The 16,423-nt window shown below is 60.2% G+C and carries 15 protein-coding genes; 8 read left to right on the top strand and 7 right to left on the bottom strand.

The annotated features are described in order from the left end of the window. The first annotated feature begins 342 nt into the window (after positions 1-342). The 4 genes from lhpI to JNB85_RS27285 all read left to right on the top strand — a co-directional run bounded on the left by lhpI (position 343) and on the right by JNB85_RS27285 (position 5,835). Complete coding sequence (gene lhpI / locus JNB85_RS27300; protein ID WP_220337543.1) at positions 343-1,290, top strand: bifunctional Delta(1)-pyrroline-2-carboxylate/Delta(1)-piperideine-2-carboxylate reductase; 948 nt, start codon at positions 343-345, stop codon at positions 1,288-1,290. A gap of 5 nt (positions 1,291-1,295) precedes the next feature. Further along, positions 1,296-3,752, top strand: a complete 2,457-nt coding sequence (gene hrpB, locus JNB85_RS27295; RefSeq protein WP_220337542.1) for an ATP-dependent helicase HrpB — start codon at positions 1,296-1,298, stop codon at positions 3,750-3,752. A gap of 125 nt (positions 3,753-3,877) precedes the next feature. Continuing rightward, positions 3,878-5,188: an ActS/PrrB/RegB family redox-sensitive histidine kinase gene (locus tag JNB85_RS27290; RefSeq protein WP_420852296.1), complete on the top strand. Its 1,311-nt coding sequence runs from the start codon at positions 3,878-3,880 to the stop codon at positions 5,186-5,188. Positions 5,189-5,256: 68 nt separating this feature from the next. Continuing rightward, positions 5,257-5,835, top strand: coding sequence for an ActR/PrrA/RegA family redox response regulator transcription factor (locus JNB85_RS27285; protein WP_220337540.1), 579 nt, complete (start codon positions 5,257-5,259; stop codon positions 5,833-5,835). Here JNB85_RS27285 and JNB85_RS27280 read toward each other — a convergent pair whose 3' ends face one another. Then, positions 5,836-6,330, bottom strand: a complete 495-nt coding sequence (locus JNB85_RS27280; protein ID WP_220337539.1) for an MmcB family DNA repair protein — start codon at positions 6,328-6,330, stop codon at positions 5,836-5,838. Positions 6,331-6,511: 181 nt separating this feature from the next. Between JNB85_RS27280 and JNB85_RS27275 the strand changes: the two genes are divergently transcribed. Next, positions 6,512-7,195 (top strand): L,D-transpeptidase, encoded by a 684-nt coding sequence (locus tag JNB85_RS27275; protein ID WP_183749670.1) that lies wholly within the window; start codon positions 6,512-6,514, stop codon positions 7,193-7,195. A 79-nt stretch (positions 7,196-7,274) separates the two neighbouring features. Here JNB85_RS27275 and JNB85_RS27270 read toward each other — a convergent pair whose 3' ends face one another. The 6 genes from JNB85_RS27270 to hslV form a co-directional block, all read right to left on the bottom strand. Then, positions 7,275-9,446: a malate synthase G gene (locus JNB85_RS27270; RefSeq protein ID WP_220337538.1), complete on the bottom strand. Its 2,172-nt coding sequence runs from the start codon at positions 9,444-9,446 to the stop codon at positions 7,275-7,277. Positions 9,447-9,534: 88 nt separating this feature from the next. Next, positions 9,535-10,947, bottom strand: a complete 1,413-nt coding sequence (locus tag JNB85_RS27265; protein ID WP_220337537.1) for a cytochrome P450 — start codon at positions 10,945-10,947, stop codon at positions 9,535-9,537. Between the two features lie 46 nt (positions 10,948-10,993). Further along, complete coding sequence (locus JNB85_RS27260; RefSeq protein ID WP_220337536.1) at positions 10,994-11,941, bottom strand: DUF1402 family protein; 948 nt, start codon at positions 11,939-11,941, stop codon at positions 10,994-10,996. A 185-nt stretch (positions 11,942-12,126) separates the two neighbouring features. Next, positions 12,127-13,434 (bottom strand): ATP-dependent protease ATPase subunit HslU, encoded by a 1,308-nt coding sequence (gene hslU, locus JNB85_RS27255; protein WP_220337535.1) that lies wholly within the window; start codon positions 13,432-13,434, stop codon positions 12,127-12,129. After that, positions 13,431-13,934 (bottom strand): GNAT family N-acetyltransferase, encoded by a 504-nt coding sequence (locus JNB85_RS27250; RefSeq protein WP_220337534.1) that lies wholly within the window; start codon positions 13,932-13,934, stop codon positions 13,431-13,433. The genes hslU and JNB85_RS27250 overlap by 4 nt, the downstream gene beginning before the upstream one ends. Further along, a complete protein-coding gene (gene hslV / locus JNB85_RS27245) occupies positions 13,931-14,455 on the bottom strand; it encodes an ATP-dependent protease subunit HslV (protein WP_220337533.1) in 525 nt (174 codons plus the stop codon). Before hslV ends, JNB85_RS27250 begins: the two co-directional genes overlap by 4 nt. Before the next feature lie 179 nt (positions 14,456-14,634). On the opposite strand from hslV, the gene hisB reads away from it, so the two are divergent. Genes hisB through hisH form a run of 3 tightly spaced genes read left to right on the top strand, consistent with a single transcriptional unit; the run spans position 14,635 to position 16,384 of the window. After that, positions 14,635-15,243: an imidazoleglycerol-phosphate dehydratase HisB gene (gene hisB / locus JNB85_RS27240; RefSeq protein WP_220337532.1), complete on the top strand. Its 609-nt coding sequence runs from the start codon at positions 14,635-14,637 to the stop codon at positions 15,241-15,243. A gap of 20 nt (positions 15,244-15,263) precedes the next feature. Then, positions 15,264-15,734: a DUF2628 domain-containing protein gene (locus JNB85_RS27235; protein WP_220337531.1), complete on the top strand. Its 471-nt coding sequence runs from the start codon at positions 15,264-15,266 to the stop codon at positions 15,732-15,734. Next, positions 15,734-16,384: an imidazole glycerol phosphate synthase subunit HisH gene (gene hisH / locus JNB85_RS27230; protein ID WP_220337530.1), complete on the top strand. Its 651-nt coding sequence runs from the start codon at positions 15,734-15,736 to the stop codon at positions 16,382-16,384. Before JNB85_RS27235 ends, hisH begins: the two co-directional genes overlap by 1 nt. The last annotated feature ends 39 nt before the right edge of the window (positions 16,385-16,423 follow it).

The following is a 16,423-nucleotide window of genomic DNA, read 5'->3' as shown; positions in this document are numbered from 1 at the left end:
AAGAACGAGAAACTTCGTCGCCAGCAGCGCCGCCGCCCTCGTCAGTGAGTGGGCTTATAATCCCACCAAACCAAAACAGTCAACACCACCAATCCAACTTTTTTGACATTTTTGTAACAGGTTGATTTTGCTTGCATTTTCATGCGCTCCCGCTGTTGGCGCGAGATCGCTTGTCCAAATCACCCTGTTTCGGATCGATTTTTGTTGATTCCGGCTGATCAACGTCGGTTTTGGGTGCAGCTTTTATATGGACATGCGCCTGCCGGATTACCAGGCCGCTTGCCCCGGCCGATCCAATCGGTAGGTTGACACGCATATATCCATGCTTTTGCGGAGTTCAGAATGTTTGTCCTCGATGAAGACCAGACGCGGTCAGCGCTGCCTTGGGAGCCGCTCATCGATGCGATCGAAGCGATGTTTCGAAGCGATTGCGTTATGCCCGCCCGCCATCATCACGATATGCAGGTTCCAGGAGAAGAGGATGCCACGCTGCTGCTGATGCCCGCGTGGCTTCCCGGACGATATACGGGGATCAAGACGGTTTCGGTATTTCCCGGCAATGTTCGCCGCAGCCTGCCAGCGATCTTTGGAAGCTATCTGCTTTCGTCGGCAGCAACAGGGCAGATGCTGGCTGTCATCGACGGTGGAGAATTGACGGCGCGGCGTACTGCTGCAACTTCGGCATTGGCGTCACGCTACCTCTCCCGGCCGGACGCCGAGGAGGTACTGGTCTGCGGCACCGGCCGACTTTCACTCAATCTCATGCAGGCACACGGGACAGTCAGGCCGATCCAGCGCTACCGTATATGGGGCCGCAATCGCGAAGCGGCGGAGAAGGCTGCTGAGGAAGCGCGAGCTCTTGGCCTCCAGACCGAAGCGGTGAACGATCTCGAAGCGGCGGTAAGGACAGCCGACATCGTTTCCTGCGCAACGCTTTCCAGCGAGCCGCTTGTTTACGGCGAATGGCTGAAGGCCGGCGCCCATCTCGATCTCGTTGGCGCTTTCAAGCCCAGCATGCGCGAGAGTGACGACACCGCCGTGCTGCGCTCGGCCGTCTATGTCGACACGAGGGCGGGCGCCCTCAGCGAAGGCGGCGATATTGTCCAACCGCTGGAGAAGGGGTTGCTAAAAGAGAGCGACATACGCGGGGAGCTCGCCGAGTTGATATCAGGCGCCCGTACAGGACGGACGAATGCTCAGGAGATTACGCTCTTCAAGTCTGTCGGCGCCGCACTCGAGGATCTTGCCGCGGCCATTCTTGCCTATGAAATGACGACAGGACGAACGTGAAAACCATGCCTTCTTTGCCGGAACTTCCGGTTTCGCATGTGCTGCCCGATATCAGTGCGGCGCTTGGCAAGCAGAAGCGAGCCGTGCTTTCGGCTCCTCCAGGCGCCGGCAAGACGACGCTCGTACCGCTTCATCTGCTCGACCAGCCATGGCGTGGCGAAAGGAAGATCATCCTGCTGGAGCCGCGGCGGCTGGCGGCACGTGCCGCCGCAAGCCGCATGGCTTCTCTGCTTGGCGAGCAGATCGGTGAGACGGTCGGCTATCGCATGCGCCTGGATAACCGGATTTCCTCGAGAACGCGGATCGAAGTTGTCACCGAGGGCGTCTTCGCCCGCATGATTCTCGATGATCCCGAACTCCCTGACGTCTCCACCGTCATCTTCGACGAATTCCACGAGCGGTCGCTGGACGCCGATTTCGGCCTTGCGCTGGCGCTCGACGTTCAATCGGCGCTTCGCGAGGATCTTCGAATCCTTGTGATGTCGGCCACGCTCGATGTCGAGCGGGTCGCTGCACTGCTTGGTCATCCGCCCGTCATCGAAAGCACGGGAAGAAGCTTCCCGATCGATATCCGCTATCAGGACCGACCGGGCGGCGAGCGAGTAGAAGACGCGATGGTACGGGCAATCACCGGTGTTAATGCGAGCGAATCCGGATCGATTCTCGCCTTCCTTCCTGGCCAGGCGGAGATCACCCGCACGGCAGAACGGCTTGAGGGGCGGTTCGGCTCCGAGACGCTGATTGCACCGCTCTACGGCAACCTCAGTCAGAAGGAGCAGGATGCGGCGATCCGCCCAGCGGCACCGGGTACGCGCAAAATCGTGCTTGCGACATCGATTGCCGAAACTTCGATCACTATCGACGGCGTGCGGATCGTGATCGACAGCGGGCTGCAGCGATTGCCGGTCTTCGAAGCGTCGACGGGCATCACGCGGCTGGAAACCGTGCGCGTGTCGCGCGCTTCGGCCGATCAGCGCGCCGGCCGCGCGGGAAGGACGGAACCTGGCATCGCTATCCGCCTCTGGCATCAGGGCCAGACGGCGGCACTTCCACCCTTCACGCCCCCACAGATCCTTTCGAGCGATCTTTCCGGTCTCGTGCTCGATCTTGCCCATTGGGGTGTTCAGGATACGAAATCGCTCGCCTTTACCGATCAACCACCGGAGACGACGATCAAGGAAGCACGCGCGCTACTGGCGCAGCTTGGGGCGCTGGACAAAGACGGCGCGTTGACGGCGCGGGGAAAGCTGATGCGCGACCTTGCCCTGCCGCCGCGGCTGGCTGCCATGGTGGTTTCGGCTGGCGAATCGGGTCACGCCAAGGAGGCGGCGCTGATCTCCGTGCTTTTGACCGAGCAAGGGCTCGGCGGGCCCAGTGTCGATCTGGAAGAGCGCCTTCGTCGGTTCAAAAGCGAGAGAGGAGAAAGGGCTGAGGCTTCGCGCCAGCTCGCCGTGCGGTTGGCGGAGGGACTTAACAAGGCTTCGAGTGCTGAACCTGCGCTAGCAGGAAGGCTTCTGCTGCACGCATTCCCGGATCGAATCGCACTTCAGCGCGGCGCGCGCGGGCGGTATGTCATGGCGAACGGCCGAGGCGCCGAGCTTGCGGAGACCGAGCGGCTGGCCGGCAGCCAGATGCTCGTCATTGCTGATCTGACGGGCCGGGCCGCGCAGGGGAGAATTCTGGCGGCAGCGGGCGTCTCCCGCGCCGACGTCGAAGCCGAGCTGCCGGGCGAAATCCGGACGGAGGACCAGACCTTCTTCGACAGGCAGAGCCGGCAGGTGCGAGCACGCCGGGTCACAAGACTCGGCGCGATTGTTTTTGACGAAGCGCCGCTTCCACGCCCCTCGGGCGAGGCGGTGGTACGGGCGCTTGCGCAAGGATTGCAGGAGCTCGGGCTCGATCTGCTTCCCTTTTCCAAGGAGGCTCTGCAGCTTCGGGAACGGATCAGCTTCCTGCACCGGACGATCGGCGAACCATGGCCCGATGCGAGCGACGAAGCACTGCTTGACCGCATGGAAGACTGGTTCATTCCTTTCCAGGCGGAGGCGAGAGGACTTTCGGATATTTCTGCCTCCGGCCTCTCCAGCGGGCTGATGGCACTCGTGCCGCACGATCTGCAGCGGGATATTGCACGGCTTGCGCCAACGCATTTCGAGGCGCCGACCGGGCAGCGCCATCCGATTCAGTACGACGGCGAAGAACCGACGCTGACGATCCGGGTACAAGAACTCTTCGGCCTTAAGCAGCACCCGGTAATCGCCGGTGGACGATTGCCTCTGCTGCTGGAGCTTACTTCGCCGGCCCATAGGCCGATCCAGACGACCCGCGACCTGCCGGGCTTCTGGGCGGGCTCTTGGAAAGATGTGCGCGCGGACATGCGGGGGCGCTATCCAAGGCATCCCTGGCCGGAGAAGCCTGACGAGGCGGCGCCGACGACAAGGGCAAAGCCTCGTGGTAGATAATCCGCCGGCAGTAGGGCGCCGTGCTTCCGTTCAGCCGCACAAAGGACGCTCTATCTTTTGAATCTACGCATCAGGCTTTCCAAAAATCGATTACGATTTGCGGGCCGATGCTGTGGGAGCATGGCGTGATCGAGAAGACCGAAATCCAGACACAGGAAGACAGGCTGAGCAGCCGCCGGCTGCGTTTGCAGACCCTGGTGCGATTGCGATGGCTGGCGGTCATCGGCCAGGCGGTAACGGTGTTCATCGTCGCTTTTCTGTTGAAATTCCCCCTGCCACTGGTTGCGAGTTGCTCACTGATTGCAGCTCTCGCCTGGGTGAACTTCTATCTGATGATTCGCTATCCGCCGACGCACCGGCTGGAGCCGCCCGCCGCTTTTGCTTTGCTTGGTTTCGACCTTCTGCAGCTCTGCGCCCTGCTCTTCATTACCGGCGGCCTTGCCAATCCCTTTGCGGCACTGGTCTGCGTGCCCGTCATCATTTCCTTCGCCTCACAGCCGATTCGCTACAGCATGGCGTTGATCGGTTTTGCGATGGTCTGCATTACCGTGCTTGCCTTCTCGCCCTTTCCGCTTCCGTGGTTCGACGGGATGGAGATCAACGTCCACAATGTCATGCAATTCGGCGTGTGGTGCTCGATCGCCTCTACCATGGCCTTTGCAGCCTTCTATGCTTATCGCGTATCGATGGAAGCAAGTCAGCTTGCCGACGCGCTGGCGGCAACCGAGCTGGTGCTTCAGCGGGAGAAACACCTTTCCCAGCTCGACGGGCTCGCGGCCGCTGCAGCCCACGAGCTCGGCACGCCGCTTGCCACGATCAGCGTCGTCGCCAAGGAGATGGAGCGTGAACTTAAAAATGACGACCGGTTCCGTGAGGATGTGCAGCTTTTGCGCAGCCAGAGCGAACGCTGCCGCGACATCCTCCGCCGGCTGACGACGCTCTCTGCCGAGGGCGAAGCGCATTTGCGGCGGCTGCCCCTCTCCTCGATGATGGAGGAAATCGTGGCGCCGCACCGCGAATTCGGCATCAAGCTGGAGCTTATCGAAAAGAGCCCGCGCAGGGGGGAGCCTGTAACCGACCGCAACGCCGGCATTATGTACGGGCTTGGCAACCTGATCGAGAACGCCGTCGACTATGCGCGGGAGAAGGTGACGGTCACGATCGAGCACGATCACGAAAAGGTGCTCATCGTCATCGAGGATGACGGCAACGGCTACGCGCCCGAAATTCTGACGCGAATCGGCGAACCCTACGTCACCAAACGACAGAGAGAAGATACGGCTGGAGGCCTCGGACTGGGGCTTTTCATCGCCAAAACGCTGCTGGAGCGCTCCGGGGCATCTTTGATTTTCGAAAACCGCGATCCTGATAATGCCGGCGCCCGCATTCGAATCGAATGGCCACGCATATTGATAGACGCAAATTCGACAAAATGACTTTGTCGGCATAAACAGGATATAAGCGGTTGACGCATTTCGGACATTCAACCGCCGGGACCGTAGCGATGACAGACCAGAACCACGAGATTGCCGCAGGCTCCAACCAGGAGCATATCGGGCCTGACCCGAGCTTGCTGATCGTCGACGACGACGGGCCTTTCCTGCGTCGCTTGGCACGCGCCATGGAGGCGCGCGGATTTCACGTGGAAACGGCAGAATCGGTGGCGGAAGGTGTGGCGAAGTCCAAAGGCAGGCCGCCGAAATACGCAGTGGTCGACCTAAGACTTGGTGACGGCAACGGTCTCGATGTCATCGAAGCGATTCGGCTGCGCCGCGACGACACGCGAATCATCGTGCTGACGGGCTACGGCAATATCGCCACTGCCGTGACCGCAGTGAAGCTCGGGGCTGTGGATTATCTTGCAAAACCCGCCGATGCAGATGATGTGTTTGCGGCGCTCACGCAGCGGCCGGGGGAGAAGGCGGAACTACCTGAGAACCCCATGTCGGCGGATCGCGTGCGCTGGGAGCATATCCAGCGTGTCTACGAGATGTGTGAGCGCAACGTGTCTGAGACGGCGCGCCGGCTCAACATGCATCGCCGCACCCTGCAGCGCATCCTCGCCAAACGTGCACCGAAATAATCAGACGTGGTCGACGTTGAATGGTTTGCCGTTTGCCCATTCGGCCATCATCAGTCGCTGAGCAGCCGTGCGCGAGAAATTGAGCGTTACGGCCTTGCGGGTCGCCGGCGGCAGCCGGTGTTCAGGCGCTTCGCGCAGCATATGCGCGCCGTAACCATCTGAAAGAAAAAGGCCGCACTCTTCCGGGAAGATATCCAGGGGCACATCCTTATGCGTCGCAAAGAATAGCCTGTCGCAATGCAGGCGGTAATCCGGCCATTTGCGATCGACCCTGAAGTCTTCGATCGACGTCTTGATCTCTATGATCCAGACCTCTCCCTTTTCAGAGATCGTAATCAGATCGGCCCGGCGTCCGCTTGCCAGCGGCAGTTCCGGCAGCACCGCGTGGCGCATGTCGTGAAGCAAAATCTGCATGCCACGACGCACCATCATCGCCCTGTCCGATTGCCGGCCATCGATTAACGGATTGTTATTGTAAACACTCAAAATCGTCATGGATAACCGTCGAGCGGGGTTGGCCGTTGTTGCAAAAAAGCCATGCGCTTTTAATTTGCGCCGCAGATGGACTTTGTCACGCCGCAGCAGCTTGCAAAGGCAAAGTTAATCGAAAATAAACCATAAGCAACGATGGTCGAAAGACTATCCTCCCTTGCCCCAAAACCTTCACGAGTCATCCATGCGCATCCGCAATGCATTCCCTGTATTTGGCCTGCTGGCAACCCTGGCACTGGCCGGCTGCTCCGCGACGTCCGACTCCGCGTCCCTCGACGACAAGGGCGCAGGTCCGACCGTTCAGACGGCACAAATCTTCAACGACGCCTATGGCGTGACGTCGGATGCCGGATACTCCCTTCCGGCAATCCCGATCAACCGCGTCAAGCCGGAGTTCCGCCGCCAGATCGTCAGCTATCAGAGCGACGAGCGCCCCGGCACGATCATCGTCAACACGCGCGAGCGGCACCTCTATTATATCCTGCCCAACGGCAAGGCCGTCCGCTACGGCATCGGCGTCGGCAAACAGGGCTTCGCGTGGTCCGGCACGGCCTATGTCGCCTGGAAGCAGGAATGGCCAAACTGGCACCCGCCGAAGGAAATGGCTGTCCGTCGTCCGGAAATCGCCAAGTATGTCGAAGACGGCATGGGTCCCGGCCTCACCAACCCTCTCGGCGCACGCGCCATGTATCTCTTCAACGAGGAGGGCAAGGACACGCTCTTCCGCCTGCACGGCACCCCGGAATGGGCTTCGATCGGCACCGCCGCCTCGTCCGGTTGCATCCGCCTGATGAACCAGGACGTGATCGATCTCTACAGCCGCGTCCGTCCGGGCAAGACCACCTCCAAGGTCATCGTTATCCAATAAGCTAAGCGCTGATTTCGGTATAAAGAAGGCCGGCGGACTTTTGGGTCCGCCGGCCTTCTTGTATCCGGCACGCTCAGACTCAGGCGGTCTGCTTCGCCTTCAACTCGATGCGACGGCGATGCAGGACCGGCTCGGTATAGCCGTTCGGCTGCTCTCTTCCCTTCAGGACGAGATCGAGTGCCGCCTGAAAGGCGATCGAATCATCGAAATTTCCGGCCATCTGAATGTAGGTCGCATCACCGGCGTTCTGCTGGTCGACGACGGCAGCCATACGTTTCATCGTTTCGACGATCTGCTCCTTCGTGACGATCCCGTGGTGCAGCCAGTTCGCCATGTGCTGCGCGGAAATCCGCAGTGTCGCGCGGTCTTCCATAAGGCCGACATTGTTGATGTCAGGCACCTTGGAGCAGCCGATGCCCTGATCGACCCAGCGCACGACGTAACCCAGAATGCCCTGCGCATTGTTGTCGAGCTCGCGCTGGATTTCTTCCGGCGTCCAGTTCGGACGTACAACGACCGGCACCGAGAGAATATCGGAGAGCTTGGCGCGGGTGCGATCCTTCAGCCCTTCCTGCACCTTGGCGACATCGATCTGGTGATAGTGCGTGGCATGAAGAGTAGCGGCCGTTGGCGATGGCACCCATGCAGTGTTAGCACCGGCCTTCGGATGGGCGATCTTCTGCTCCAGCATGGCGGCCATCAGATCAGGCATGGCCCACATGCCCTTGCCGATCTGCGCATGGCCGGAAAGTCCGCATTCCAGACCGATATCGACGTTCCAGTTTTCATAGGCTCCGATCCAGGCGGCCTGCTTCATGTCGCCCTTCCGGATCATCGGACCGGCTTCCATCGAAGTATGGATTTCATCGCCTGTCCGATCGAGGAAGCCGGTGTTGATGAAGACGACACGTTCGCGGGCGGCGCGGATGCATTCCTTCAGATTGACCGTCGTGCGGCGCTCCTCATCCATGATGCCCATCTTGATGGTGTTGCGCGCCATGCCGAGGGCATCTTCGACGCGTGAGAAGATCTCGACGGCGAAGGCGACCTCTTCCGGCCCGTGCATCTTCGGCTTGACCACATACATGGAGCCGGCGCGCGAATTCTTGCGGCGTCCGGAGGGGCCGACATCGTAAAGCGCGATAAGGCCGGTGATCATGGCATCCATGATGCCTTCCGGCACCTCGTTGCCGTCGCGGTCGACAACCGCCGGATTGGTCATGAGGTGCCCGACATTGCGCACCAGCATCAGAGAGCGGCGGTGCAGTTCGAAGGTCTGGCCGCCCGGCGCTGTATAAGCGATATCGGGATTGAGCTTGCGGGTGAAAGTGGAGCTGCCCTTCGTCACTTCCTCCTGCAGGTCGCCCTTCATGAGGCCGAGCCAATTGCGGTAGACGGCGACCTTGTCCTCGGCATCGACGGCTGCAACGGAATCCTCGCAGTCCATGATCGTGGTGATGGCCGATTCCAGCCAGACATCGGAAATATGCGCCGGATCGGTCTTGCCGATCGGGGTCGAGGCGTCGAGCACGATTTCGATATGGATGCCGTTATTCTTCAGGAGGATGTGCGTAGGCGCGTTTGCATCGCCAACATAGCCGGCGAAATGTCCGGCGTCTTTCAATATCAAAGCTTTACCGTCTGCGGCAGCGATCGCCAGAGCGCCATTCCTGACGGCGAAGGAGCCGACATTCTTCCAGGAGCTGCCATCGAGGGGAGCAGCGGAATCGAGGAAATCGCGAACCCAGGCAATGACCTTCTCGCCGCGCTTGGGATTATAACCCCTGCCCTTTTCGGCTCCGTCCGTTTCCGGAATGGCGTCCGTGCCGTAGAGAGCATCGTAGAGCGAGCCCCAGCGGGCATTTGCGGCATTCAGCGCGTAGCGGGCGTTCATGACGGGAACAACGAGCTGCGGGCCGGCGATAGAGGCGATCTCGGCATCGACATTGGCGGTCGAAACCTGAAAATCCGGCCCCTCGGGCAAGAGATAGCCGATCTCCTTCAAGAAGGACTGATAGGCGTCCATGTCCGTCGGTGCGCCGTTCCGGCGATACCAGTCGTCGATCTTTGCCTGTAGCTGATCGCGCTTCAAAAGCAGCGCGCGGTTCTTCGGCGCCAGATCATGCACGATCGCCGAGAAATCGGCGAAAAACTTGTCCGCATCGAATGCGAGGCCCGGCAATGCCTCCTTCACGAGGAAATCATGAAGGACGGCTTCGATGAAGAGACCATTCTTTTCTATGCGGCTCATGCGGTGTCTCCCTTGCTGTGGCAGCTTTTTCATGCTGCCACTTTGCCCGGCTTTCATTCACAGTCAATTCGGCAACAATTCGAAAGATTTATGCCGGCCTGGAAACAGTCCGGCGGGTCACGCGCATAGGAAGGCCATTTTTCGGCTGCGTCGTGAGCTTCTGCACTGGCCAGGGATTCGTCTGATCGGTCGAATCGAAACGGTAGTGCTGCATCAGGACCGCCAGCGCGATAACCGCCTCCTGCAGCGCAAAGGTGGCGCCGATGCAGACGCGCGGACCGGCGCCGAACGGCAGGAACTGGAAACGGCCGACGGAAGCGCGATTTTCCGGCAGGAATCGTTCCGGCATATAGGCGCGCGGCCGGTCCCAATGGAGCTCATGGCGATGCAGCGTCCAGGGCATGACGAGCACGGTGACGCCGGCCTCGATCTCGACACGCTCGCCCTTGGGACTGGTCCAGGAATCATCTGCAATGGCAGCGCGATTGATCGAAGGAGCCGGCGGATAAAGGCGGAGCGCCTCCTCGAAGGCGGCGCGGGTCTGCGGCATCAGATCCGGCCATTCGACCGGGTCTGCGCCTGACGCCAGCACCCTATCGATTTCAGCTTCCATCGCCTCACGGATATGCGGGCTGTTGGAGACGCAATAAAGCGTCCAGGCGAGCGCGCGGGCGGTCGTCTCGTGGCCCGCACCGATGAAGGTCAGGATATTGTCCTCGATCTCGTCCTTCGTCAGGCCATCGGGACCGGCCTGCTCCAGCAGCAGGGTCAGAAAATCGTTCGGCGCGGTGCTGCGGTCTGCTTTCATCTTGGCAAGCCGCATATCCATGGTGTTGCGCACGATGGCGCGGAATTTCTCCAGGACCTTCTGACCCCCGATCCGCGTCACACGTGGAACCCAGGACGGCGCCCGCAGCAAATCCATCGGATCGACGCGGCCCATACGATGCAGCAGCTCGTTGACATCATCGGCGAAGTGGCCGCTCGATGTGACGATCTCACCGGAAAATAATGTGTCTGCGAGGATGGCGAAGGTCAGTTCCGTCATATCGGTGCTGATATCGAAAATCGTGCAGTCCTCTCCGACATCGGCATATTTACGGGCGTAGCTTTCCGACTGGCGCAGCATTTGGCTGGCGAAGCCCTTGGCATGACGGGGTGTGAAGACAGGGGCGACAGCCTTGCGCGAGCGTTTCCAAACCGAACCTTCTGCGGTCAGAAGTCCGTCACGCAGGATCGGTCGCAGTACCAGCTGGCGGACGTCGGACATGCGGTAGTTGTTGGCATTGTCGACCAATACGTGCTTGATCAGCCCGGGATCGTTGACGATCAGCGTTCTCTGGCCGAAGAAATTGGTGTGGATCCACGGCAGCGTATAGGAAGGCTCCCCCCAGAGCTCGAGCGGATTGCGGAAAATGATCCTGATGATCTCGAGCCGAGACGGCGGCACAGTGCGCGGCAGCGGTGCCGGCGGAACGAAGGGGTCAGGACGCATGTCCATGAGCATAGCCTTTCACGAGATATCGTCTTCCCGGCAGGCTTGGAGGTTAGAGCAGGCCCTTCAGCTCGTCCAGTTTATCGTTGATCAGCCAGCCGTAATAATTCTCTTCCGGCCAAATCGTCGTGCCGGAGGAACGGTTCCTGGCGGCGATAGCTGCGGCGCGCTGGCGGGAATTGCCGACATTATAAAGCGTCGCCGTCACTCCCGGATTGCCGGAGATATCCATGCCGGCGATCTCCTTGTAGTCGTCGATCGACCGGCGGATGGAGGCCGCGACGAAGGCAAGCGAGATGTCCGGGTCCATGATTGCCTTGTAGACCGAGCCGGCATTCTTCTCGTTCAGCTTCGGATAGCCGGAAACGCGGGATACGAGGTCGGACAGCATCAACGCCGTCAGCGGGTTGACCTGGCCAAGGCCGAAGGTCTGGCCGGCATAGAAGGGCTGGAAAAAGACAGCGCTGAAGCGGTTGTTTGGGAAGCTCTTGCCACCAACGGTCTTTCCGCGAAAATCGCTTTCCCAGACATCCTCGCGGCAGGTCCAGAGCGTGTAGGAATCGCTCTTGCCGTTGCAGGCTGCAAATTGCGGCCGGTCGACGAAATCGTCGACGCTCTCGCCATCATAGGCGAAACGGAAGCTCTGACCGGCATAGGAAGCGGCCTTCACATAATAGGCCTGCAGGCGGTCATAGGCGTCGACGTTATAGGTATGTTCGCCGACGATCGCGCCGATCACATGGATCGGATTGATGCCGTAGGCGTTCGAAACCTTCTTGATCTTGCCCAGGAGCTCGTGGTCGGTCGACAGGAGGTCGTAGACCTTCTCATATTTGATATCGAAGGTCGTCTTGGTGCCCTTGGTGCGGCGGACCGAAGCGCCTGGAATATCCGGCTGCTCGGCATGACGGTTTCCGGGCGGAACAGCCTGCGCCGCAAGCGCAGGAACCGAACCCGCAATGGTCATGGCAATCACGAGGCTTGTCAAAAGGCGTCGCACGATCGGCTTTCCCGTCTTTCCCTATCGTCTTCCTGTCGCGGCTGACTGGACCAGAATCTTGTCCGAATAAAGCCGTACAAAAAACAAAGCGGGCCCTTCACTAAAAAGTAAAACGCCCGCTGTCGAGAGTTCAGATTATGAAGTTCTCGCTTTATCTGCCAAGACAGGAAAGCGCGTTTCCCCGATTACAGGATGAAGCGCGACAGATCGGTATTCTGTGCAAGGTCGCCGACATGCTCGCGCACATAAGCGGCATCGATCTTCACGTCACTGCCAGCGCGATCCGGCGCGTTGTACGAAATGTCGTCCAGCACCCGCTCCATGACCGTCTGCAGACGGCGCGCGCCGATATTCTCGACGGAGGAGTTCAGATGGACGGCGACATCGGCGAGAGCATCGATCGCGTCCTCGGTGAAATCGAGTGTCAGGCTTTCGGTTTCCATCAGCGCCTTGTACTGACGGATGAGGCTCGCCTCGGTTTCGGTCAGGATGCGGCGGAAGTCTTCCTTGTTCAGCGGACGAAGCTCGACGCGGATCGGCAAGCGGCCCTGCAATTCGGGCAGCAGGTCCGACGGCTTGGAAACATGGAAGGCGCCCGAGGCGATGAAGAGGATGTGATCCGTCTTTACCGGGCCGTACTTCGTTGAAACCGTCGTGCCTTCCACCAGCGGCAGCAGGTCACGCTGGACGCCTTCGCGGGAAACGCCGGCACCAACACCGCCATCGCGAGCGGCGATCTTGTCGATTTCATCGAGAAACACGATGCCGTCGTTCTCGACCGAGCGGACGGCTTCGCGCTGGATGACCTCGTTGTCGATCAGCTTGTCGGACTCATCGCGGATCAGGTCCGTGTATGAGGCCTTCACTGTAGTGCGGACCTTCTTGGTGCGTCCACCCATCGCCTTGCCAAACATTTCCGACAGGTTCAGCACGCCGATATTGGCGCCGGGCATGCCGGGAATGTCGAATCCGCCCATGCCTGAGCCGGTATCGGCCACTTCGATATCGATTTCCTTGTCGTCGAGTTCGCCGTTGCGCAGCTTCTTGCGGAAACTCTCGCGCGTCGCAGGCGAGGCTGTCGCGCCGACCAACGCATCAAGAACACGTTCTTCAGCGCTCATATGCGCCTTGGCCTGAACTTCGCTGCGCTTCTTTTCGCGCACCAGGCCGATGCCGACCTCGACGAGATCGCGGATGATCTGCTCAACGTCGCGGCCGACATAGCCGACTTCGGTGAACTTGGTGGCCTCAACCTTGATGAAAGGCGCGCCGGCGAGCTTGGCGAGGCGGCGAGAGATTTCCGTCTTGCCGACGCCGGTCGGACCTATCATCAGGATGTTCTTCGGCATGACTTCATCGCGCAGGCTCGGATCGAGCTGCTGGCGACGCCAGCGGTTGCGGAGCGCGATCGCCACGGCACGCTTGGCCTCGTGCTGGCCGATAATGTAGCGGTCGAGTTCGGAAACGATCTCGCGGGGGGAAAAAGTGGTCATTGTCTGTCATTCTCCTGGCGGTCCAGGGCCATCAGAAGCGCCCGGCCGTAATTCGTAGTAGTTTCGCCAAGTCTTTGAAAGCCTGCCTTGGTATAGGCTCTGATTGCGAAGACATTGTCTGGATGCGGATCGACCAGGACGCGGTTCTTGCCCCTGTTGAAAAGCGACCGGCAAAAGTGCGCCATGAAAGCCGGGCCGTGACCCTTCCCTAGAAGCACTTCGACGCCGATAAACTGATCGATGCCACAGGTGCCGTCCGGCTGACCATCAAGTGCAGCATCGTCTTCATCATCGAGATCCGCCACCTGAATGAAGGCAAATTCCCTGCCGTCGAGCGTCACGATATAGGGCTCGACCGTTGGATCATGCAGATGCTCCTCGATTGAGGCCAGTGCCTCTTCCGGCTCGCTCCACCAGCGGCGGACATGCGGCTTCTCTAGCCATTCAGCCAAGAGCGGCAGATCGGCCACTGTGACGGGACGGAAGACGTAATCCGTCATTCCGCGTCCAGCATTTCCACGATGACATTGTGGTTGGTGTAGACGCAGATGTCGGCAGCGATATCCAGCGCCCGGCGGGCGATCTCTTCGGCTGATTTGTCCGTATCGGCGAGAGCAAGAGCCGCGGCAAGTGCAAAATTACCGCCGGAACCGATGGCCGCTACGCCATGCTCTGGTTCCAGCACATCGCCATTGCCGGTGATGGCGAGTGTTACCGACTTGTCGGCGACCAGCATCATGGCTTCGAGATTGCGCAGGTAACGGTCGGTGCGCCAATCCTTGGCGAGTTCGACGGCGGCGCGCATCAGCTGGCCCGGATACTGTTCGAGCTTCTTTTCGAGCCTTTCCAGAAGGGTGAAGGCGTCGGCGGTCGCGCCGGCAAACCCGGCGATCACCTCACCTTTACCGATGCGGCGGACCTTGCGGGCATTGCCCTTCATGACGGTCTGGCCGAGGCTGACCTGACCATCGCCGGCTACCACGACCTTGCCGCCTTTTCGAACTGTAATAATTGTCGTCATCAAACACCTGTTGCCCCAACTCGCGGGGCGGTTCCAGCGGGCCGGACACCGGCCCTGTTGCACCCTATGTAAGAGGGCCTGCGGCGATTGCAAATGGCCTTCCTTTTCTGCCCCCGCGCTTCTGGATATTTTGCAATGCGCCTGATAAGGAACCACCTTGATTTCAAGGAGAAAGCCATATGGCCGAGACCGCAGCAAGCCGTACGGGCAGTGTTTCCCGCAAGACCAACGAGACCGCCATTTCCGTTTCCGTCAATCTCGACGGCACCGGCAAATCGACGATTTCGACTGGCGTCGGCTTCTTCGACCATATGCTGGATCAGCTTTCGCGGCATTCGCTGATCGATATGGAAGTCGAGTCCAAGGGCGATCTGCATATTGACGACCATCATACGGTCGAGGATACCGGCATCGCCATCGGCCAGGCGATCGCCAAGGCGCTCGGCGATCGCCGCGGCATCACCCGCTATGCATCGATCGACCTCGCCATGGACGAGACGATGACGAAGGCCGCCGTCGATCTCTCCGGTCGGCCCTTTCTCGTCTGGAACGTTTCCTTCAGCGCGCCGAAGATCGGCACTTTCGATACCGAACTGGTGCGCGAATTCTTCCAGGCGCTTGCCCAGAACGCCGGGATCACCCTGCATATTCTCAATCACTATGGTGCCAACAACCACCATATTGCAGAGACGTGCTTCAAGGCCGTCGCCCGCGCTCTGCGCGCGGCGACAGAGATCGATCCGAGACAGGCGGGCCGTGTTCCCTCGACCAAGGGCACGCTCGCCTGAGCCCCATCAGGGAGCGTCAGATGGCATCCAGCTACGTTTTTCTTGTTCCGCCTGATGGTCAGCGCGAGGATACGCGGACGATCCGCGACGGTTTCTCGTGGCTTGCCTTCCTCTTTCCCTGGATCTGGCTGCTTGCGCATCGCCTCTGGCTTCATGCGACCATTGCGTTCGCGCTGCAGGCGATCGGTGGCGTACTGGCGGAGGAACCAGGCTTCGGGCCGGCGGGAATGGCTCTTGCCTTTGGCGTCAACCTGTTCGTCGGGTTCGAAGGGCAGAATTTCCGCATCCGCAGTCTCGCCTCCCGCGGCTGGCGCGAGGAGGCCGCGATCGGCGCTTCCTCGATCGATCTTGCGGAAGAGATCTATTTTTCCAACATCGAGACCGGCGCCGATTTGAAGGTGCCCGAATGGAATCAGGCTTCCGGTCCGCAGACGCGGCCGGGTCATTCCACTTCACTCGGTCTCTTCGGTTTTGACGGAGGGCGCAAATAATGCGCGTCGCGATTATCGACTACGGCTCTGGCAATCTGCGCTCGGCCACCAAGGCTTTCGAACGCGCGGCCCGCGAAGCCGGCATCGAGGCGGAAATCAATCTGACCGACAAGGCCGAGATCGTTGCTGCAGCCGACCGTATCGTTCTGCCGGGCGTCGGCGCCTATGCCGATTGCCGTCGCGGGCTCGATGCCGTGCCTGGCATGACGGAAGCTTTGCGTGAGGGTGTGGAGAAGAAGGCACGGCCTTTCCTTGGCATTTGCGTTGGTATGCAGCTCATGTCCTCGCGCGGGCTCGAAAAAACGGTGACGCAGGGTTTCGGCTGGATTCCGGGCGACGTCGTCGAGATGACGCCAGCCGACCCCGAGCTGAAAATCCCGCAGATCGGCTGGAACACGCTCAATCTGAAGTATGAGCATCCGCTTTTCGATGGCATTCCGACGGGGCCTGATGGCCTGCACGCTTATTTCGTGCATTCCTACCATCTGGCGGCCGAGAATGCCGACGATGTGATAGCGACGACTGACTACGGTGGCCCGATGACGGCCTTCGTCGGCCGGGACAATATGGCGGGCTCGCAGTTCCATCCGGAAAAGAGCCAGAAGCTCGGACTGGCGTTGATCGCGAATTTCCTGCGCTGGGCGCCGTAAGGGCTGTCTTTTAATACGCGCGCCTTATTTCCCCTATAA

The organism is Rhizobium mesosinicum, from assembly GCF_019511345.1.
Classification (GTDB): domain Bacteria; phylum Pseudomonadota; class Alphaproteobacteria; order Rhizobiales; family Rhizobiaceae; genus Rhizobium; species Rhizobium mesosinicum.
This window is presented reverse-complemented; position numbering and strand designations above follow the sequence as displayed.

Coding starts and splice junctions, on each gene's coding strand:
- hisH (WP_220337530.1), top strand. CDS start 15,734: ATGCGCGTCGCGATTATCGACTACGGCTCTGGCAATCTGCGCTCGGCC.
- hisB (WP_220337532.1), top strand. CDS start 14,635: ATGGCCGAGACCGCAGCAAGCCGTACGGGCAGTGTTTCCCGCAAGACC.
- hslU (WP_220337535.1), bottom strand. CDS start 13,434: ATGACCACTTTTTCCCCCCGCGAGATCGTTTCCGAACTCGACCGCTAC.
- JNB85_RS27250 (WP_220337534.1), bottom strand. CDS start 13,934: ATGACGGATTACGTCTTCCGTCCCGTCACAGTGGCCGATCTGCCGCTC.
- lhpI (WP_220337543.1), top strand. CDS start 343: ATGTTTGTCCTCGATGAAGACCAGACGCGGTCAGCGCTGCCTTGGGAG.
- hrpB (WP_220337542.1), top strand. CDS start 1,296: ATGCCTTCTTTGCCGGAACTTCCGGTTTCGCATGTGCTGCCCGATATC.
- hslV (WP_220337533.1), bottom strand. CDS start 14,455: ATGACGACAATTATTACAGTTCGAAAAGGCGGCAAGGTCGTGGTAGCC.
- JNB85_RS27285 (WP_220337540.1), top strand. CDS start 5,257: ATGACAGACCAGAACCACGAGATTGCCGCAGGCTCCAACCAGGAGCAT.
- JNB85_RS27270 (WP_220337538.1), bottom strand. CDS start 9,446: ATGAGCCGCATAGAAAAGAATGGTCTCTTCATCGAAGCCGTCCTTCAT.
- JNB85_RS27265 (WP_220337537.1), bottom strand. CDS start 10,947: ATGGACATGCGTCCTGACCCCTTCGTTCCGCCGGCACCGCTGCCGCGC.
- JNB85_RS27280 (WP_220337539.1), bottom strand. CDS start 6,330: ATGACGATTTTGAGTGTTTACAATAACAATCCGTTAATCGATGGCCGG.
- JNB85_RS27235 (WP_220337531.1), top strand. CDS start 15,264: ATGGCATCCAGCTACGTTTTTCTTGTTCCGCCTGATGGTCAGCGCGAG.
- JNB85_RS27275 (WP_183749670.1), top strand. CDS start 6,512: ATGCGCATCCGCAATGCATTCCCTGTATTTGGCCTGCTGGCAACCCTG.